Source organism: Erwinia sp. JH02 (genome assembly GCF_013074405.1).
Classification (GTDB): domain Bacteria; phylum Pseudomonadota; class Gammaproteobacteria; order Enterobacterales; family Enterobacteriaceae; genus Erwinia; species Erwinia rhapontici.
In genome coordinates this window covers 13,798-31,625 of sequence record NZ_JABANZ010000022.1, presented here as the reverse complement: position 1 = coordinate 31,625, position 17,828 = coordinate 13,798, and the positions used below count along the sequence as shown (strand labels likewise).

The window sequence follows — 17,828 nt, the reverse complement described above, 5'->3', positions numbered from 1 at the left end:
GCGACCAAAAAAGAAGGCCGCCCCCTACAGCATGGTGTTTGTAGTGGCTGACCCTCTTTTCCGGTCAGCCAGCTTTTTCCCGTTAGCCAGCAGCCAGCAGCGCCACCACCTCTTTCGCCGTGCGGCATTTAATCAGCGTAAACGCAGGAAGCTGCAGCCCGAAGGTCTGATTAATCTGGGTAGCAATCGCCTGCATCTGCGGCAGCTTTAACCCCAGGCTGATAAACACGCTGTCCTCGTCGAGCGGCGTGGCGGCGGCGATATGCTGCTGGTAGATGCTCAACACCTGCTGCAGCGGCGTGTCGCGCCGGGCCGGAGCGGCGGCGATGCACTGCTGGCGGATCAGGTGACGGTCGGTTTTGCCATTGCTCGACAGCGGCAGGGCCTGCGCGTGGATAAAGCGCGTCGGAATATGGCTGGCGGGCAGGTAGCGGCTGGCAAACTCGCGCAGCGCGGTCTGCGTCAGCGGGCGGCCATCATGGGTCAGATACAGCGCCCCCAGGCTGGCCTCGCTGCGCGCCTCGGCCATAAAGTCCACCACCACTATTTCACTGACGGCGCTGTGCTGGCGCAGGGCCTCTTCCACCTCCGGCAGCGAGACGCGGATGCCGCGGATCTTCACATAGCCGTTGACCCGGCTGGCAAACATGATGCTGCCGTCGGCGCGATAATAGCCTTCGTCGCCGGTTTTGAACGCGCGCAGCAGCTCGCCATTAATAGCGCGCAGGCTGACAAAATCGTGCTGCTTCAGCTCGCCCGCCTCCAGATATCCTAGCGCCAGTCCAACCCCGGCGGTGTGAATGCGCCCGGTCACGCCCGGCGGACAGTGCTCGCCCCGCTCGTTGCAGATGAAATACTGCGTGGCGGGCAGCGGGCGACCATACGGCACCTGCTGCACGTCATCGGCGGTAATCTCATGCCAGATGCTCCAGATGGTGGTTTCGGTCGGGCCACCGAGCGAGAACAGGCGCAGGCGTGGCGCCATGGCGCGCAGGGCCTTGACGGTCGCCGGTTTCACGTAGTCGCCCCCTTGCGCTATCAGCCGCAGCGAGCGCAGTCCGTCGGGCGCTTTGCAGGCCAGCAGCATGTCGAGGATCGCCGGGACCGAGCACCACAGGCTGACGCGATGCTGCTCAACCAGCCGGTTCCAGGCGATGGCGTCTTTTTCTTCGTGCGGCGCGGGCAGCACCAGCGTCGCCCCGGCACAGAGCGCGCCGAACAGGTCAAACAGCGACATATCGTGGTGCGGCGGCGTCACCGAAATCAGCACATCCTCGTGCGTCACCTGCCAGCGGCGCAGCGTCTGCCCCAGCACGTTGGCGGTGGCGCGGTTATTCAGCACCACGCACTTCGGCTTGCCGGTGGTGCCAGAAGTGTAGAGGTAATAGGCTGGGTCACTGCTCTGGCTGCGGGCCATCAACTGCTGCGCATCGGCGCAGGCACGGTGGCTGGTGACCGGGGCCAGCAGTTGCTCAGGGGTGACGCAGTGCGCACCGGTCGGCTCGCTGTGGCTGATCAGCAGGGCTGGCTGGCAGTTCTCCAGCAGGTATGCGCGGCGCTCCGGCGGAGAGTGAATGTCGATCGGTACCCACACCGCGCCAAGCAGGGCGCAGGCCAGCTGGCAGATCACCATCTGCGGGCTGCGCGGCAGATGCAGCGCCACCACCTGGCCGGGCTGCACGCCGCGCTGCTGCAGCTGGCTGAGGGTGGTGTGTACCGCCTCGCCCAGCTGTAGATAGCTCAGTTGATGTTCACCGCAGATCAGCGCGGTTTTCTCCCGCAGGCCGCCGAACAGGTTGGCCGCCAACTGCGCCAGGAACGGATAGGGTGCGGCGTCCTGCTCGCGCCCGTTGTGGCGATAGTGGTCATAGCTGAGGTACTGCGTGCTGAGGTCGGCGCTCTCCCCGCTGCACAGCCGCTGTATGCGTCGCTCGATAGCCGCCAGCAGCGTTGCAATCATCTCACCGTCCAGCGCCTGTTCGGCGTAGTCGATGCAGATCAGCAGGTTTTTGTCCTGGTCGAGATTGAGGCGGATATCCAGCGCCACCTGCGGCGTCTGGGTCAGGCCGTCGTGGAAGCGTACCGGCGCGCTGGCCGGCAGATTGGTCCAGCCAAGGCAGTTGGTGAGGATGATCGGCAGCCCGGGCGCGTTGCTCTCTTTATTCAGCAGCAGGCGCGACAGGTCAACGCCGGAGTAGGCCAGGTGGTCCAGCGAGGTCAGCAGATCCTCCTGGAAGCCCTGCGCCAGCGTCAGCAGTGGGGCATCCGCCCGCCGCCACGGGGCGACAATAAACGTCGAGGCGTTACCCAGGTTGCCTGCGGCGGCCGGGAACGCCACCGGGATACCGACGCAGATTTCACCATCCGGGGTCCACAGCGCCAGCGTATCGAGGATCACCGCCGACAGCGTGGCATTGCGGAACAGGTTACTGGCCGAGCCGACTTTGGTCAGCTTTTTCAGCGAGTCGCGGGTAATGCACAGCGTCTGGCGACGATAGCGGGCGCGCGTGATCGACTCCAGCGGCGCCCGCCAGGGCAGGCGTGACGGTGAGCCGATCTGCTGCAGTTTTTGCTGCCAGTAGCGCGCATCATTCTGGCGTTTCTCCGGGGCGACGGGCGTCTGCTCAAGCGCCGCGGCAGAAGCTGGCTGCCCCAGCGGGGCGTCATCAAACAGCCGGGTAATAATGCTGGAGATGCCTTCGCCGTCGAGGATCAGCGCGTCGAAGCTGGTGAAGACCAGCGTATCAAACTCACCGGCTGACAGCTGTATCAGTACGATGCCCCACGGCGGGCTGCTCAGAGAGTGGCGGTTGTGCGAGTGCGTCTCGCGGATGGCGTCAATTTCCTGCATCGCCGCCGCACGCGGCAGCGAACGCAGGTCGATCACCTGCAAAGGGGCGTCGTACTGCGGCAGTACGTACTGGGTCAGGCGTTCGGCGTCAATACAGGTACGCAGCGCCGCGTGGTGCGCCACCAGTTCGTCGAGCCGGGCACGGAAGGGCGCCAGCTCTACGTGCCCGCGATATTCGCGGAAATCGTGCATCGCGACGCCCCCCAGCGGCCACTGTTCGCTGCGGCCCATCAGGTACGCCTGCTGCAGTGGGGTCAGCGGGGTGGTGACGAGCGCAGCACGCTTCAGCCCCGGCAGCAGTTCGGCCAGCGGCTGATGCATGACGTGCGGGCTGGTCGCCAGCTGGCTTAACAGCTGGTGATAGCGGCTGAACATCTGCTCCACTTTTTGCGGCGGGAAGGCGTCACGGCGCAGATCCCAGTTAATCAGAATGCCGCCGTCGCAGTTCGCCACCTGGGCATCCAGCGCCACCTGTGGCCCCTGTGAAATCACCCAGTTCATGCTGCCCAACGTGCGGCTGACCTGCGGCGACCACAGCTCATCGCCGTCGATGCCAAACCCGGCGGTGAATACCACCGGTGAGAACTGCATCCCGCCGTGATGGCGCGACAAATCGCGCATCACGCTGATGCCGGACCACGTGGCATGGCTCAGCAGCTCGGCCAGCTGAACGCTGACCCGCTGGCTGTACTGCACGACGCTTTCATCCGCTTGTGGATCGGCGCTGAACAGCAATAAACGGGTGAAATCGCCGATGATGTCATCATTTTTACGCCCGTGGTCTTCCCGATGGAACAGCGGTACGTTGAGGCGGAACTGTGGCTGGATCCCTTCGGCGATAGTGGCGGCGAAGGTGGCAAGAAACAAGGCGCTGAGGGTGAGGTGGTGCTGGCGCGCCAGCTGCTGCAATGCCTGTTTTTGCTGTGCGTTGAGCTGCACCGCCAGACGATCGCTGTCGCACTCGGCGTTGAGGATCGGGATTTCCGGCGCAGCAGGAATCGACGGCAGGCGTTCCCGCCACCAGTCGCGGTCGCGTTCGCGCTGGGCGTTGAGTAAGGGGTCAGCCTGATGGCTGTCCAGCCAGTGGAAAAAGCGGTTTTCCGTGGCGGCGACGGCAAGCTGTGGTTGATGGTAGAAGCGCGCCAGGTCCTCAACCAGCTGGCGGAAACTCTGCGCATCCCCGGCAATCATATCGAGGTCGACATGCAGGCGATGGCGTCCGTAAGGAAGCTGAGTCAGGCTGATATCACAGGGTTCACCGGCCGCCAGGTCCGGCATGCGCGTGTTGCCCAGCAGGCGGCGCCTGGCAAGAAATGCCTCGCACTGCGCGGCATCCGCCGTGCTCAGGTCGTCGATGCGCAGGCGATCGGCACGCGGTGCGCCGTCGGTATGCTGCTGGCCGTCGGCCGTCACGCGCAGGCGCAGCATCGGGTGAACCTGGTACAGCGCGTCCACCGCCTGACTGAGTCGTTCGGCATCCAGACCGTTGCCGTCAAACTCAGCGTACAGATGGGCGGCGACGCCCCCGAGATGTGATTCAGATTGCCGGCCAACCCAGGAGGCGGCTTGCATGGCAGTCAGCGCTTTCATCAGTTTCCCTCATGATTTAAGTGACGAGACTGCCAGAATATAGGGTAATGCGAACCTAAATGAAAATGATTCCTATTACATAGTAAAAATTAAGCAAAACCTCATTCAATGCCGAGGTGCCCCGCCAGGGTGGTGCTGGTGTACTCCGATCGCAGCAGTCCTTCCTCGCTGAGGCGCGGCATCAGCTGGCCGAGCGTCAGATCCATGCAGCCGGGTGAGCCGCCCGGAATGGCGATAATGCCGTCCAGCGCACCCGCTTCGAAACGTTGACGAATTTCGCTGACCGCATCTTCCACGGTGCCGATCACCTGCCAGTAGGCGGCACCGACCACTTCCGGGCGCGTCATCAGGTCACGCAGCAGCGGGCGCTCACGTTCGATCAGGCGGCGCAGCAGCATGGCGTGGGTCTGGCTGTAAACTTTGCCAACCGGCGGCAGCATTTCCGGGGTGATGCGCGTGTCCGGCGACAGCTCACGCAGGTCAATACCCAGCAGCTCGTTGGCGCGCGCCAGCTTGCGTTCCGGGTCCAGCCCTTCCTGGGTGGCGCGGTACAGCTCCTGCGCTTCGGCGCGGGTCGCGCCCAGATACAGGCTGATGCCCGGCAGCAGGCGGATGTCGTCAGCGCGGCGACCGTGGGCGACGGCGCGACGGCGCAGATCGTTACGCAGCTCGATCCCGGCGGCCGCGTCCGGCGTGGCGGCAAAAATCGCGTCGGCGGTGCGGGCAGCAAAATCGCGCCCGGCGTCGGACGCCCCCGCCTGGAACAGCGGAATGCGCGGGCCATTCCACGCCGGAACATTGAGCGGGCCCTGCACGCTGTAGTGTTCACCCTGGTGGTCGATGGTCAGCACTTTGTCGGTGTCGGCATAGACGCCTGCGGCGCGGTCAATGCGCAGACCGTCGTGCGGGTAGCTGGCCCACAGTTTGCGCACCACCTCGGTGAATTCGCGCGCGCGGGCATAGCGCTGTTCGGAAGGCGGCATCTCGCTGAGGCCGAAGTTCATATTGCCCGCCAGTGAAGTGACGACATTCCATCCGGCGCGGCCCCGGCTAATCTGATTCAGCGATTGGAACTGGCGCGCCACCACAAACGGCGGCATAAACGTGGTGGAGGCGGTAGACACCAGGCCAATGTGGCGGGTCTGGCTGGCAATCGAGGCCATCAGCAGGGTCGGGTCAATGCTGCTGAACGCCGGGGATTCCACCACCGCCTGGCGTGACAGGAACATCGCGTCCGGGCGAAACAGGAAATCGAGCTTCGCCTGTTCCGCACGGCGTGCTAAGTCCAGATAAAATTCGCTTGAGTATATGGCCTCAACGTTGCTGTCTTCACGCCGCCAGCCGTTGCCGGTCAGCCAGGTGACGGCTATCGATAATCCTACGCATAACTGCCTGTTGTTACTCATCGCACTCTCCTTATATCCTTGCATTTATTGATGTTGTTGTGGCGTTGTTCGCGGAATATACTGCCCGTCGTTTGATGATTACGCAATGGAGTAGCGCCTCGTGTGCTGCATGGAATAACCATGGGAAGCGAATGGAAATATGAAGATTACTAATGTTTTAACGCGGATTTTAGTGCCACTGACGCAGCTGCTGCTGGCGTTTAATGGCCATGCAGAGACGGCAAAAAACTGGCCGCGTCAGTTCCACAACGCCGATGGCACCACCACCACGATCCCGGCCCCCCCAAAACGTATCCTCTCTACCTCGGTGACGGTCACCGGCACGCTGCTGGCGCTTGATGCGCCGCTGGCGGGCAGCGCAGTCGGAGTCAACGGCGACTGGTATGCCCAGTGGGCGGACGTGGCCCGCCAGCGCAAGCTGGAGAAACTGTGGTCGGCGGGCAGCGTTGATCTGGAGCAGGCCTATGCCGTCGCGCCGGACCTGATTGTGGTCTCGACCGGTGGCGCGGATTCCGCGAAAGCGCAGCTGGCCGAATTCCGTAAAATTGCCCCGACCATCGTCGTCGACTACGGCGGGCAGACGTGGCAGGCGCTGGCGCGCCAGCTGGGGGAAGCCAGCGGACGGGAAGCCGCAGCGGAGAAACGCATCGCCGAGTTTGACCACAGCGTGCAGCAGGCGCGGGCGCAGATCGCCATCCCCGCAGGGCAGGCGAACATCATCAGCTTCAACGGTCCAGGCATCCCTAACCCGATAGCCACCGAACGCGGGGTGCACAGCCGCCTGCTGGCTTCGCTCGGTTTCCGCATGGAGGACCCGAACCCGGCCTGGCAGACCACCATCAAAGCGCAGAACGATTTTGTCTGGGCGACCTATGAAAATCTTACCCAGCTGACGGCGGCCACCACCTTCCTGCTGCGCGCCCCCGAAGAGCGGGTCACGGCGTTCCTGCACGACCCGATGCTGGCCAACCTGCCGTCGGTAAAAAGCAGCCGCGTTTACAGCCTCGGCATCAACTCGTTCCGCGTTGATTACTACAGCGCCAGTGAGATCGTGCGCGACGTGGTGAAAAACTTTGCGAAAACCCCGGCGGCTGGCGGGCAATGAACCAGCTTTCTCAGCGCGTTTTTCGTCGACAGGGCCTGCTATGGGGGCTGATCCTGCTGCTGTTGCTGGCGGCGAGCAGCGTATTTACCGGCACCCGTACCATTACCCCGGCGACCACCTGGCAGGCGCTGGTGCAGTTCGATGCGCACAACAGCGAGCACCTGCTGGTGCGTTATCTGCGCGTGCCGCGTACCCTGCTAGCGCTGGTCGTCGGCGTGGCGCTGGGGGCGGCGGGTGCGGTGATGCAGGCGCTGACGCGCAATCCGCTGGCCGACCCCGGCATCCTTGGCGTTAACGCCGGGGCGGCATTTTTCAGCGTGCTGGCGATCGCCTTTTTCGGCCTGACGGATATTAATCAGTACATCTGGTTTGCGCTGGCGGGGGCGGCGCTGACCGGCGGGGCAGTCTGCGTGCTGGGCGGGCTGCGCGGCAATAATCCGGTGCGCATGGTGCTGGCGGGGGCGGCGTTGTCGATTGTGCTGCTGGCGCTGACCTCGCTGATTACCGTCAACAGCGATGAGGCGATTTTCGATCAGTTCCGCCACTGGGCCGTTGGCTCCTTGCAGGGGCGCGGTTATGCGGTGCTGCTTCCGGTCTCGCTGCTGGTGCTGGCGGGTGTGGCGCTGGCCATGGCGCTGGCCACGGCGCTCGATACGCTGGCGCTCGGCGTCGACCTCGGCCAGTCGCTCGGCGTTAACGCGCTGCGCACCTGGCTGCTGGCGGCGTTGGCGATTGTACTGCTGGCTGGCTCGGCGACCGCCGCAGCGGGGCCAGTCGGCTTTATCGGCCTGACCGCGCCGCATTTTGCCCGTGCGCTGGCGGGGCACGATCACCGCTGGCTGCTGCCCTGGTCGATGCTGATTTCGGCGATTCTGATCGTCGCCGCTGATGTGCTTGGGCGGCTGGTGGGTTACCCCGGTGAAGTAAGCGTCGGGATTATGGTGGCGCTGATTGGTGGCCCGATGTTTATCTGGCTGGTGCGGCGCTGGCAGAGGGTACAGGGATGAAACAAAACGCTTTTCCGCTTTCGGGGTGCGTCTGGCAATGGCGCGCATTTTCACTGCGTTATCATCCGCGTAACGTGGTGGTGTGCCTGCTGCTGCTGGCCATAGCGCTGCTGCTGGGCTGCTTTGCGATGACGCTTGGGCGGCTGCCGATCGGCGTGGCGCAGGTGTTGAGTGCGCTGTCTGGCCGCGATGATGACGGGATGACGGGGCATGTAGTGCGTAATATCCGCCTGCCTCGCGTGCTGGTGGCGCTGTTTGTCGGCGCGGCGCTCGGCACCTCCGGCGCGCTGTTTCAGTCCATTTCGCGCAATGTGCTCGGCTCGCCCGATATCATCGGTTTCACTACCGGAGCGGCCAGCGGCGCCATTATGCAAATCGTCCTGTTTGATGCCAGCACGCTGGAAGTGGTGCTGGCGGCTATGGGCGGCGGGCTGCTGACCGCGCTGGTGGTGTACCTGCTGGCCCGTCAGGGCGGGGCGGTGCGCGGCTACCGGCTAATCCTTACCGGCATTGGCGTCGGCGCTATCCTCAGCGCCTTTAACGGCCTGCTGCTGGTAAAGGGCGATCTGGATAACTCGCTGATGGCAAATCTGTGGCTGGCGGGCACCACGGCCGGCCGCAGCTGGGATCATGCCGTTCCGGTGATGCTTGGTGTGGCGCTGCTGCTGCCGCCAATCCTGCTGGGTGCGCAGCGGCTGAAGATGATGGAGATGGGCGATGACCTCGCGCGCCAGCTGGGGATCCCGGTTGAGCGCACGCGGCTGCTGATGCTGTTTGCCGGGGTACTGCTGGCGGCGGTGGCGACCAGTGCGACCGGGCCGATTGCGTTTATCGCGCTGGCAGCGCCGCAGCTGGTGGTGCAGCTCACCCGCGGGCGCGGGATCCCGGTGATTGGCGCGGCACTGATGGGCGCCTGTTTGCTGATGCTTGCCGACCTGCTGATTCAACTTTTACCCGTGGGCTTGACCGTACCAGTAGGAAGGATGACCGGCATTATCGGTGGTCTTTATCTGCTGTGGTTGCTGACCCGTTCTCGTCAGCTTTAGCTGGCGCTATTTCCACCGATTGTTGCCGGGTATTCCGGCAATCTCTTCTTGCATTGTTTGATAATGATTTGCATTCCCAAATATGAATCATTATTATTCCTAACAAATTTTTACATCCTGTTGCCACAGCGCTCATATTTACCCGGCCCCATTGGGGGCGAAAGGGCGCGCTAACCCCACGTTATAAAAGGTTTTTCAGCGGGATTGACAGGTAAGTTATCGGCTGCCGAGCAGGGATAATGCATAACTGCAGATCAGGACGATCGAAAAAGCCATCAGTAATGTGAATGTAAATTCGTTTACCCCTTGGAAAAACAACAAAAAGTAGTGCGCATCTGGGAAGGAGAAAGACACATGGCTGAGCGCTTAAAAGCTCATCAACATCCGGCTACAGGACGGATGGGTAAGGGAACATTTTCATCGCTGTTACTGAGTTTATGCGTATTAGGTGCAGGGAATGCCAGCGCAGCGGAAGAGAACACCACCGACAGCAAAGAGAACCCGTCCCCGGTCGATAACACCCTGGTGGTGACCGGGGAAAAAGTGACTCGCTCGATTTATGACACCGGCTCCAGCGTGAAGGTGTACGACAAAGACGCCATCGATGCGCTGCCGCACGCGGTGGACATCCGCGACATCATGCAGATGATCCCCAACATTACCGATACCGGAATGGGCAATGACCTGCCGACGATCCGTGGTCTGGACGGCTCCGGCCCGGCGACCGGTGCCACCGCGTTCTTCACCGGCTCGCGCCCGCGCATCAACATGTCGGTGGATGGCCGCTCGTTGAGCTACAACGAAATGGCGTTTGGCAGCCAGTCGCTGTGGGATATCGATCGTACCGAAGTGTTCCTCGGCCCGCAGAGCTACGTGCAGGGGCGTAACGCCATTGCCGGTGCGGTGGTGATGACGACCCGCGACCCGACTTTTGAGTGGGAAAGCGCGGTGAAGGGCGGTTTTGGCACGCAAAATTCCACGCAGACCGCCGCCATGCTCTCCGGCCCGCTGATCGAAGATGAGCTGGCCTTCCGTCTGAGCGTTGACCGCCAGCGCCGTAAAAGCTATGTCGATTTGATTAACTACGACCCGTATGACGGCGACGTTCGCCAGATTGAGACCAATACCGCACGTATGAAGCTGCTGTATAACCCGTCTAATCTGCGCGAGCTCTCCACCAAACTGACGGTGAACCACTTCGACAGTATTGCGCCGCAAAACGAAGCGCTCAGCCCGGAAACCAACACCACCGCGCGTTACGATCGCCGCCGCCCGGTGTTCCAGAATCAGTACAACAGCACCATCTGGGATATCTCCTGGGATCAGTCAGAGCAGTTCAGCCTGTCGAACAAGATGATCTACACCGGCTTTAATCAGCATCGCCATGCCTACACGGCCGGCCCGAGTGCCAATGTTGGCGGTCATGAATTCCAGACTTCGCCGCTGGTGCACTTTGCCACCGATGACAACGTCTGGCACGGCCTGGCCGGGATTAACTACTTCCGCGCCAGCCAGGATGAGGACATTTACCTGTTCGGCGGCAGCTATTTCAAGGATGAAACCCAGACCGCCTCGGCCTTTGCCGAGCTGACCTATGCGCTGACCGAGCAGGTTGATGTCACCGCCTCCAGCCGTGTTGAGCGTGAACATCGTCGCCGCGTCGGCAGCGGTGGCGCCTCTGCCGTTGACTTCGATGAAACCTGGGACGTGTTCCTGCCAAAACTCGACGTGGCGTGGAAGCCAATGGAAAGCCAGACCTACGGTGCCAAGGTGTCACGCGGCTATAACGGCGGTGGAGCAGGGATCACCTTCTCCGCGCCTTTAGTGACCTACACCTACGACCCGGAGTACGTCTGGAACTACGAGCTGTATTCCCGCCACCATATCGATGCGGCCAATCTTGACCTGACCAGTAACATTTTCTACAACGATTACAAAAACATGCAGCTGCCGTACAGTCTGGCGTCAGGCTCCACGGTGATCAGCAATGCGGATAAGGTGGAAACCTACGGTGCGGAACTCGGTGCGATCTGGAAACCGACGCTCGACTTTGAACTGAACAGCTCCGTTGGCCTGCTGAAAACCAAGATCAAAGAGTTCGGTGGCAGCACTAACGAAGGCAATGCCCTGCCGCGTGCGCCGGGCTACACCGCCAACGTTGGCGCGAAATATATGCTGCTGCCGGGCGTGGAACTGAGCGGCAACGTTAAGTTCAGCGGCTCCTACTATTCCGCTTATGACAATGATTCTGAAGGGCGTATTTCGCCTTACTGGATCTCTAACGTGCAGCTGGCTTACACCTTCCAGTATGGCCGCGCCACGCTGTATGCACAGAACCTGTTTGATTCCGACCACAGCCTGAGCATCAGTGCGAATGACCGCACCACCGCGATCACCCAGCGTGAGCGCCTGGTTGGCACCTCGCTCGAACTGAACTTCTGATCCTTACAGAAGTTGTCCTGACAACGGGGAGCCTGGCGCTCCCCGCTTCATCTCTGAAACAGGAGAAAAACGTGAACGGCGCATTAATTCAACCCAGTGATTTCGAACAGCAGGAATGGTTTGTTCATCAGCAGCAGGTTCCACCGGTTCAGCACGCGCTGGCATGGCGGTTCAGCTGCACGCTGGATACCGATCGTCTTGAACGCGTGCTGAACGAGTTGGCCGCTGAGACGCCCTGCCTGACGCTGCGTTTTCGCTATGACGATCACAGCGGTCTGATCAAAACCTATGATGCTGAAGCACTGCCGCCGGTTTCCCGCCACCGTGCCAGCAGCCAAAACCAGGCCCTGGATGCGCTGGCGCTGCAACAGGCAACGCCTTTTGATTTACACCGCACGGCTCCCGCGCGCTTTATGCTGTTCAGCCTGCCGACGGGGGAAACGCTGTTCGCGCTGATCGTCCACCAGATTGTCGCCGAACAGTTGAGCTGGGAAGCGCTGCTGACGGCGATTTCACAGCGTTATCAGGGGGAGGCGGCCGCCGTCACGCTGGGTGCGACCCGCGACAGTGACCTGACCCTCACAGGCAACGCCTTTACCTTGCCGCTGGGAGAAGCGATCAGTGAACCGCTGAAGCTGGTGCCGCTGGCAGCGGCCGCAACCCCGGCGACTACAGCCTCAATATCTGCCAGCAGTGGTCCTGACCGCAGCACGCTGGCAGCGCTGATCCTTGGCGAGTTCCGCGAGGCGCTGGCGGCTCCGGCCATGCGCGCGGAAGATGATTTCTTCGACCTGGGCGGCCACTCGCTGATCGCTACCAGGGTGATCGGTCGTTTGTTGAGCCTGCATCAGGTTGAGGTGCATATCAATGACCTGTTCAGCTACCCAAGCGCCCAGGCACTGGCGGCCCATGCGCGTCAGATGGCTGCCCCGCTCAGCGGCGACGAGCGGTATGCCGTGGCGGAAGGTGATTTGGCTCCGCTGTCCCTCGCGCAGCAGTCGCTGTGGAAAATTTACGCGGCGATGGGCTGTAGCGACATTTTCAACCTGCCGTTTGTACTGCGCTTTATTGATGAAGTTGATGAGCAGGTGTTCCAGCAGGCTCTACATGATGTGCTGGTGCGCCATGCCGGGCTGCGCACGCTGTTTATTGCCGATGGCGGAGAGGTGCGTCAGCAGGTGGTGCCTGCCGACGGACTGGCGCAGTATCGCTGGTTCTGGCCCACGGAGAGTGGTAATAAAGAGTCCGGCGCGCTGCTGAAACAGGAAGCGGGCTATCTGTTTGACCTGGCGCAGGAACTCCCGCTGCGCGTGCGCTTTGTGCGCGAAGACGCCAGCGGGCAGCAGCTGCTCTCGCTGTTGTTCCACCATATCGTGCTGGATGAGTGGTCGGTCAACCTGCTGATGGATGACCTGCAGCAGGCTTACCAGGCGCGTGCCGCGGACCGCCTTCCGACATGGAAAGAGCAGCCCGCACCGTTCCCGGAGTTTGCTATCGGCCAGCACAATGCCGGGCTGAATCAGCAGCACCTCGACTACTGGCTGGATCAGCTGCGCGGTGTCGAACCGGGCAAACCGATCTTCCAGACGCAGGCGGCACAGCCCGGCGGCCCGGCGGATGTGGCGGGCGGCAACGTCGAATTCCTGTTCGACCAGACCGTTGCCGATGGCCTGTATAGCCTGACCAAACAGCACAGCGCCTCGCTGTTCAATGTGGTATACGCCGGTATTGCCACGGCGCTGCATCTGCTCGGCGCGCCGCAGGATATGGTGATCGGCACTTCCGCTTCCGGGCGCAATGATGCGCGCTTCTTTGACACTATTGGTTACTTCACGACCGTGGTAGCGCACCGGCTGCGCTTCGATCGCGCCCCGACGCTGGCCACGCTGATCCGCCAGGTGAAGGCCACGATTAATGACTCGATGCCGCACACCGATATCCCTATCGATAGAGTGGAAGAGGCGCTGCTGGGGGCGGACGCGCGTGAAGATGCGCATATTTTCGAGGTCTTTATCCAGATCCACTCGAAAATCAAGCTTAATGGAGTCCTTAAGCTGGATGATGGCCGCCAGATAGCCTTCCGGCAGGTCAACGGCGAGAAGAGTGAATCGATTCTTGGCCTGCAGTTCGAGATCATGGAAGAGTGGGAAGCGGGGATCAAATCGATCCGTATTATGCTGACCTACCGCGATCACTATTCGCCTGAGCAGATTGCGTTAATTACCGATACCACGCAGGCGGTACTGGCGGAGTTTACCCGTCACCCCTGTAGCGATCTGTCGCTGGATACGCTGCGCAACACCCTCGGTTTGTAATCTGACAACACGGAGTTGCGGCTCCGTGTTGCAATAATGATTCGCGAGGGTCATCAACATATTGACCTGGTAAGTTACTGCCTTAGGTTTCGACGGAGATCTCACTCAATTTTTGATGCATGTAATCAATGAGCGCGCGTGTTTTAGCGGGCAAGTAACGCCGATCTGAATAAAGTGCGAATAATTGCAATGGGGCTGCCGATTGTTCAAACGCAATCTCAATTAACCGTCCATCGTTAATGTAGGGCTGGCAGGCTTGTTTCGATAGAATGGCAAAACCGACACCTGATACCGCCGCTCGTCCTGCCATCTCTCCACTGTTTACCCGATAATGCGCTTTAACCTTGATTGTCTCGAATCCCCCCTTTTTATTGACAAACTGCCAGGGTGCACCCTTCAGTGCACTTACTGTTGTAATACAGGGTAAGTCTTCAAATTGTTGGATCTGGGTAGGGGTGCCATAACGCTGAATGACGGAGGGGGCTGCGACAATGGTGCAAGGGATAGTCACCAGATGACGGGCTATGTAGTCACTGTCATCCATCTGACCACGGGTAATAATGATCGCTAAATCCAGATCATCTCGCAGGGATTCGAAACCTGACAAATTTGTGACGCAGCTGATCTCCAGGTCCGGATACTGGCAGGCAAAATCGGCAATAACAGAACCCAGTAATGCAGGACCGACTTCATTGGGGATACAGAGACGTAGTGGGCCCTTGAATTGCATCTGCCTCAAGGTTAATTCTGTCTCAGTTTACTCCAGGGCCTCCAGTAATGGTTTCGCCCGGATATAGAGTAAGTGCCCCGCCTGGGTGAGTTTCATATGTCGGGTACTGCGTTCAATGAGCTGAAGATTCAGTTTTTCTTCTAACTGAGAAATACAACGACTTACATTTGATGTCGGCATTTCAAGGAGTTTTGCTGCCCCAACAAAACTTTCTCTTTCAACCACAGCAACGAACATTTTCAGGGTATTAAAATCAAGAGCCGGACGCATCAACTATCCTATATTTGATAACAATAAATGCCATTTTTACCATCTAATGAACAACAATGATAGCAGTTAAACTCGGATATCTTTCATCTACAGGTTGCTTGCTATGCCACTACTCACACAGACGTTTAATCATAAAGCCCTTATGCGGATAGCCTTTGTCATGGCTTTTATCCAGTTCACTAATGCGCTGGAATATATGATGTTCAACCCTGTTTTTGCTTTTATGGCGGCAGATTTCGCCGTTCCCGTATCATCCTCAGGTTATGTATCCGGTATGTACACATCGGGCGCGGTCCTTTCGGGAATTATCGCTTTCTACTGGATTGGTCGTTTCAATAAGAAACGTTTTTTAATCGCCAATATGGCACTCTTAGGCCTGTTGACGCTTTTTACGACATTGACCTCCAGTTTTAGTCTTCTGCTTACGCTACGATTCTGTGCAGGACTGGTTGGCGGTACGACAATGGGGGTGGGTATCAGTATCCTGATAAATAACGCCCCGACTAACGTGCGCGGAAAAGTGTTGGCGACGGTAATTGCGTCATTTTCGATGGTCAGCATTGTAGGAATGCCCACTATATTATTTTTGTGTACGCATTATGGTTGGCATGTCGCTTTGTGGTTAATAAGCATTCTGTGTTTGTTGGCGTTGCCACTGATTGTATCCATCATCTGGAGTGCCCCCGAGCCCGTAGACAAATCTGGCCTATATTTTGAGCATAGGAGGAGTCTATGGGCACACAACGATTTACCCCTGAATTTAAGGAAGAAGCTGTCCGCCAGATCACTGAGCGGGGCTATTCCGTTGCCGACGTTTCAGAACGACTTGGTGTTTCAGCACACAGTCTTTATAAATGGCTGCGTTCAGTAAAACCTGATAACAGCGGGCATCAGGCCCAGGATTTACTGGATGCCAGGACGGAGATCCTCAGGTTGAAAGCGCAGCTTAAACGTACTGAGGAAGAACGGGATATCCTGAAAAAGGCAGCGCGGTACTTTGCAAGAGAGCCCGACTAAAGTACCGCTTCATCAACGATCACCGTGATATCTGGTCGATCGCAGCCATGTGTCGGGTCTTGAAAGTTGCCCGTGCCGGATTTTACGTCTGGCTTCATTGTCCTGTCTCTGCAGGAGAAAAGGATAACCAGCGCTTATTGGAATTAATCCGCGACTCTTATGCACTGAGCGGTGGTGTTTACGGCTATCGCAGGGTTCACTGCGACCTCCGTGAAGTCGGTGAAGCATGCAGCAGAAACCGGGTAGCCAAGATCATGAAACAAAACAGGATACGCGCCGTACATGGTTACAAGATACCCCGTGGAACCAGAGGACGTCCGTCACTGATAGCACCTAACCGCCTGCAGCGGGAGTTCACGGTGGTGAAACCCAATCAGGTCTGGGTAACGGATATTACCTATATACGTACCTGGCAAGGCTGGCTCTATCTGGCCGTGGTCATCGATCTGTTTGCCCGTAATGTGGTGGGCTGGTCAATGAAATCGACGCTGTCGCGTGAACTTGCACTAGATGCATTGCTGATGGCCGTCTGGCGGCGTAAACCTGCCGAAAGCGTGATGGTGCACAGCGATCAGGGCAGCCAGTACGGCAGTGATGACTGGCAACGGTTCTGCCGGGCCAATAACCTGACCCCGAGTATGAGTCGCCGTGGCAACTGCTGGGATAATGCTGTGGCAGAATCGTTCTTCAGTTCGCTAAAAAAAGAACGTGTCAGAAAGCGAATATATAAAACCCGGGACATGGCCCGGGCGGATATCTTCGATTACATTGAAGTGTTCTACAACCGTACCCGGCGCCACAGCCATCTCGGTGGCGTAAGTCCTGAGGGCACTGTTGCAAATATAAGAATGGCTGGCCTTTTTCCGGTGATGGCGTCTTACATTGCAAAGACTCTGCTCACCAGGCGCATCTCGCCCAGGGGATGGCCAAAGTAAAAGTTTTCCGCCTGTCCTTTACGCAGCGCCCGCATCACCTCAATCCCTTTGATAGTGGCGTAAGCGGTCTTCATTGATTTAAATCCCAGCGTGGCGTTGATTATCCGTTTCAACTTGCCATGATCACATTCAATGACGTTATTTCGGTACTTAATCTGTCGGTGTTCAACGTCAGGCGGACACCGACCCTCGCGTTTCAGCAACGCCAGCGCGCGCCCATAGGTGGGCGCTTTATCCGTGTTGATGAGACGGGGAATTTGCCAGCCTTTCACGTTGTTTAAAATTTTCCCCAGAAACCGATATGCCGCTTTACTGTTACGGCGCGATGAGAGATAAAAATCGATGGTGCGACCTCTGCTGTCAACGGCACGGCACAGGTAAGCCCACCGGCCATTAACTTTGATATAAGTTTCATCGAGATGCCAGGAGCAGAACCCGGAAGGGTTTCGCCAGTACCAGCGCAGTCGTTTTTCCATTTCGGGGGCATAGCGCTGAACCCAACGATAAATCGTGGTGTGATCGACATTCACACCACGTTCGGCCAGCATCTCCTGCAGCTCACGGTAGCTGATGCCGTATTTACAGTACCAGCGTACCGCCCAGAGGATGATGTCGTGTTGAAAATGCCGGCCTTTGAATGGATTCATATGCTGCTCCGTCAGCAAAAGGTGTCGATGAGTCTATCACCTCCGGATTTTTGCAACAGTGCCAAAATTACATCCGCTTTCCCGTCATAACATCATTCATCCGCATGATCTGGCTGAAGTGGATTTTCTCGCGCTCAGTCCAGAAGACACCAGCCGACAGCAGCTGGACAGCCTGATGCATCACCTGAATATCCCTCTTGCGGTACGGGTGGAAACGCCTTATTCACTGAGTATCTGTGAAATGGCCCGCCAGGGAATTGGTGTGGGGTTGGTGAACCCAATCGTTGCCTTTGACTTTATGCATCAGGACCTGGTCATCAGACCATTCAGTAGCCCGGTTAATTTCTCTGGTTTATTAATTTTCAGACCAGGAAAACCTTTGTCTGAAAACGCCAAAGAATTTATGCGGACGTTGCGTATCCAGCTGGATAAAGATTTAAGGGCGATGCGGGAGAGAATGTAGCTTA

Annotated in this window: 10 protein-coding genes and 2 pseudogenes; 8 read left to right on the top strand and 4 right to left on the bottom strand. The window is 58.9% G+C overall.

Annotation, left to right across the window (positions count from 1 at the left end; translation table 11 throughout):
* Positions 1 to 82 precede the first annotated feature (82 nt).
* Both HHI26_RS24835 and HHI26_RS24830 read right to left on the bottom strand, forming a co-directional pair.
* Positions 83 to 4,441 (bottom strand): amino acid adenylation domain-containing protein, encoded by a 4,359-nt coding sequence (locus tag HHI26_RS24835; RefSeq protein ID WP_171149948.1) that lies wholly within the window; start codon positions 4,439 to 4,441, stop codon positions 83 to 85.
* Between the two features lie 101 nt (positions 4,442 to 4,542).
* Entirely contained in the window at positions 4,543 to 5,847 is a 1,305-nt protein-coding gene (locus HHI26_RS24830) for an NtaA/DmoA family FMN-dependent monooxygenase (RefSeq protein WP_171149947.1), read from the bottom strand.
* A 139-nt stretch (positions 5,848 to 5,986) separates the two neighbouring features.
* On the opposite strand from HHI26_RS24830, the gene fepB reads away from it, so the two are divergent.
* From fepB to HHI26_RS24805, 5 genes are all read left to right on the top strand, one after another.
* Entirely contained in the window at positions 5,987 to 6,952 is a 966-nt protein-coding gene (gene fepB / locus HHI26_RS24825; RefSeq protein WP_171149946.1) for a Fe2+-enterobactin ABC transporter substrate-binding protein, read from the top strand.
* Positions 6,949 to 7,959, top strand: a complete 1,011-nt coding sequence (locus HHI26_RS24820; protein ID WP_171149945.1) for an iron ABC transporter permease — start codon at positions 6,949 to 6,951, stop codon at positions 7,957 to 7,959. The genes fepB and HHI26_RS24820 overlap by 4 nt, the downstream gene beginning before the upstream one ends.
* The gene (locus tag HHI26_RS24815; RefSeq protein WP_171149944.1) at positions 7,956 to 9,005 is read left to right on the top strand and encodes an iron chelate uptake ABC transporter family permease subunit; all 1,050 of its coding nucleotides are present in this window, start codon (positions 7,956 to 7,958) and stop codon (positions 9,003 to 9,005) included. Before HHI26_RS24820 ends, HHI26_RS24815 begins: the two co-directional genes overlap by 4 nt.
* 354 nt (positions 9,006 to 9,359) lie before the next feature.
* A complete protein-coding gene (locus HHI26_RS24810; protein WP_171149943.1) occupies positions 9,360 to 11,447 on the top strand; it encodes a TonB-dependent receptor in 2,088 nt (695 codons plus the stop codon).
* 71 nt (positions 11,448 to 11,518) lie between these two features.
* Complete coding sequence (locus tag HHI26_RS24805) at positions 11,519 to 13,762, top strand: condensation domain-containing protein (RefSeq protein ID WP_171149942.1); 2,244 nt, start codon at positions 11,519 to 11,521, stop codon at positions 13,760 to 13,762.
* A gap of 82 nt (positions 13,763 to 13,844) precedes the next feature.
* Here HHI26_RS24805 and HHI26_RS24800 read toward each other — a convergent pair.
* A pseudogene (locus HHI26_RS24800) lies at positions 13,845 to 14,762 on the bottom strand (LysR family transcriptional regulator).
* A 103-nt stretch (positions 14,763 to 14,865) separates the two neighbouring features.
* Between HHI26_RS24800 and HHI26_RS24795 the strand changes: the two are divergent.
* Complete coding sequence (locus tag HHI26_RS24795; RefSeq protein ID WP_346775719.1) at positions 14,866 to 15,633, top strand: MFS transporter; 768 nt, start codon at positions 14,866 to 14,868, stop codon at positions 15,631 to 15,633.
* Positions 15,546 to 16,606, top strand: a pseudogene (locus HHI26_RS24785) (IS3 family transposase); the annotation flags it as partial. The gene HHI26_RS24795 and the pseudogene HHI26_RS24785, both read left to right, overlap by 88 nt.
* Before the next feature lie 50 nt (positions 16,607 to 16,656).
* On the opposite strand, the gene HHI26_RS24780 reads toward HHI26_RS24785, so the two are convergent.
* On the bottom strand, positions 16,657 to 17,361 hold the full coding sequence (locus HHI26_RS24780; RefSeq protein WP_171149940.1) for an IS6 family transposase: 705 nt from the start codon (positions 17,359 to 17,361) through the stop codon (positions 16,657 to 16,659).
* 46 nt (positions 17,362 to 17,407) lie between these two features.
* On the opposite strand from HHI26_RS24780, the gene HHI26_RS24775 reads away from it, so the two are divergent.
* Positions 17,408 to 17,824 (top strand): LysR substrate-binding domain-containing protein, encoded by a 417-nt coding sequence (locus HHI26_RS24775; RefSeq protein ID WP_346775721.1) that lies wholly within the window; start codon positions 17,408 to 17,410, stop codon positions 17,822 to 17,824.
* Positions 17,825 to 17,828 lie beyond the last annotated feature (4 nt).

Excerpts from the sequence above, each read along its gene's own strand:
- HHI26_RS24835 (WP_171149948.1), bottom strand. The coding sequence starts at position 4,441 with ATGAAAGCGCTGACTGCCATGCAAGCCGCCTCCTGGGTTGGCCGGCAA.
- HHI26_RS24830 (WP_171149947.1), bottom strand. The coding sequence starts at position 5,847 with ATGAGTAACAACAGGCAGTTATGCGTAGGATTATCGATAGCCGTCACC.
- fepB (WP_171149946.1), top strand. The coding sequence starts at position 5,987 with ATGAAGATTACTAATGTTTTAACGCGGATTTTAGTGCCACTGACGCAG.
- HHI26_RS24820 (WP_171149945.1), top strand. The coding sequence starts at position 6,949 with ATGAACCAGCTTTCTCAGCGCGTTTTTCGTCGACAGGGCCTGCTATGG.
- HHI26_RS24815 (WP_171149944.1), top strand. The coding sequence starts at position 7,956 with ATGAAACAAAACGCTTTTCCGCTTTCGGGGTGCGTCTGGCAATGGCGC.
- HHI26_RS24810 (WP_171149943.1), top strand. The coding sequence starts at position 9,360 with ATGGCTGAGCGCTTAAAAGCTCATCAACATCCGGCTACAGGACGGATG.
- HHI26_RS24795 (WP_346775719.1), top strand. The coding sequence starts at position 14,866 with ATGCCACTACTCACACAGACGTTTAATCATAAAGCCCTTATGCGGATA.
- HHI26_RS24780 (WP_171149940.1), bottom strand. The coding sequence starts at position 17,361 with ATGAATCCATTCAAAGGCCGGCATTTTCAACACGACATCATCCTCTGG.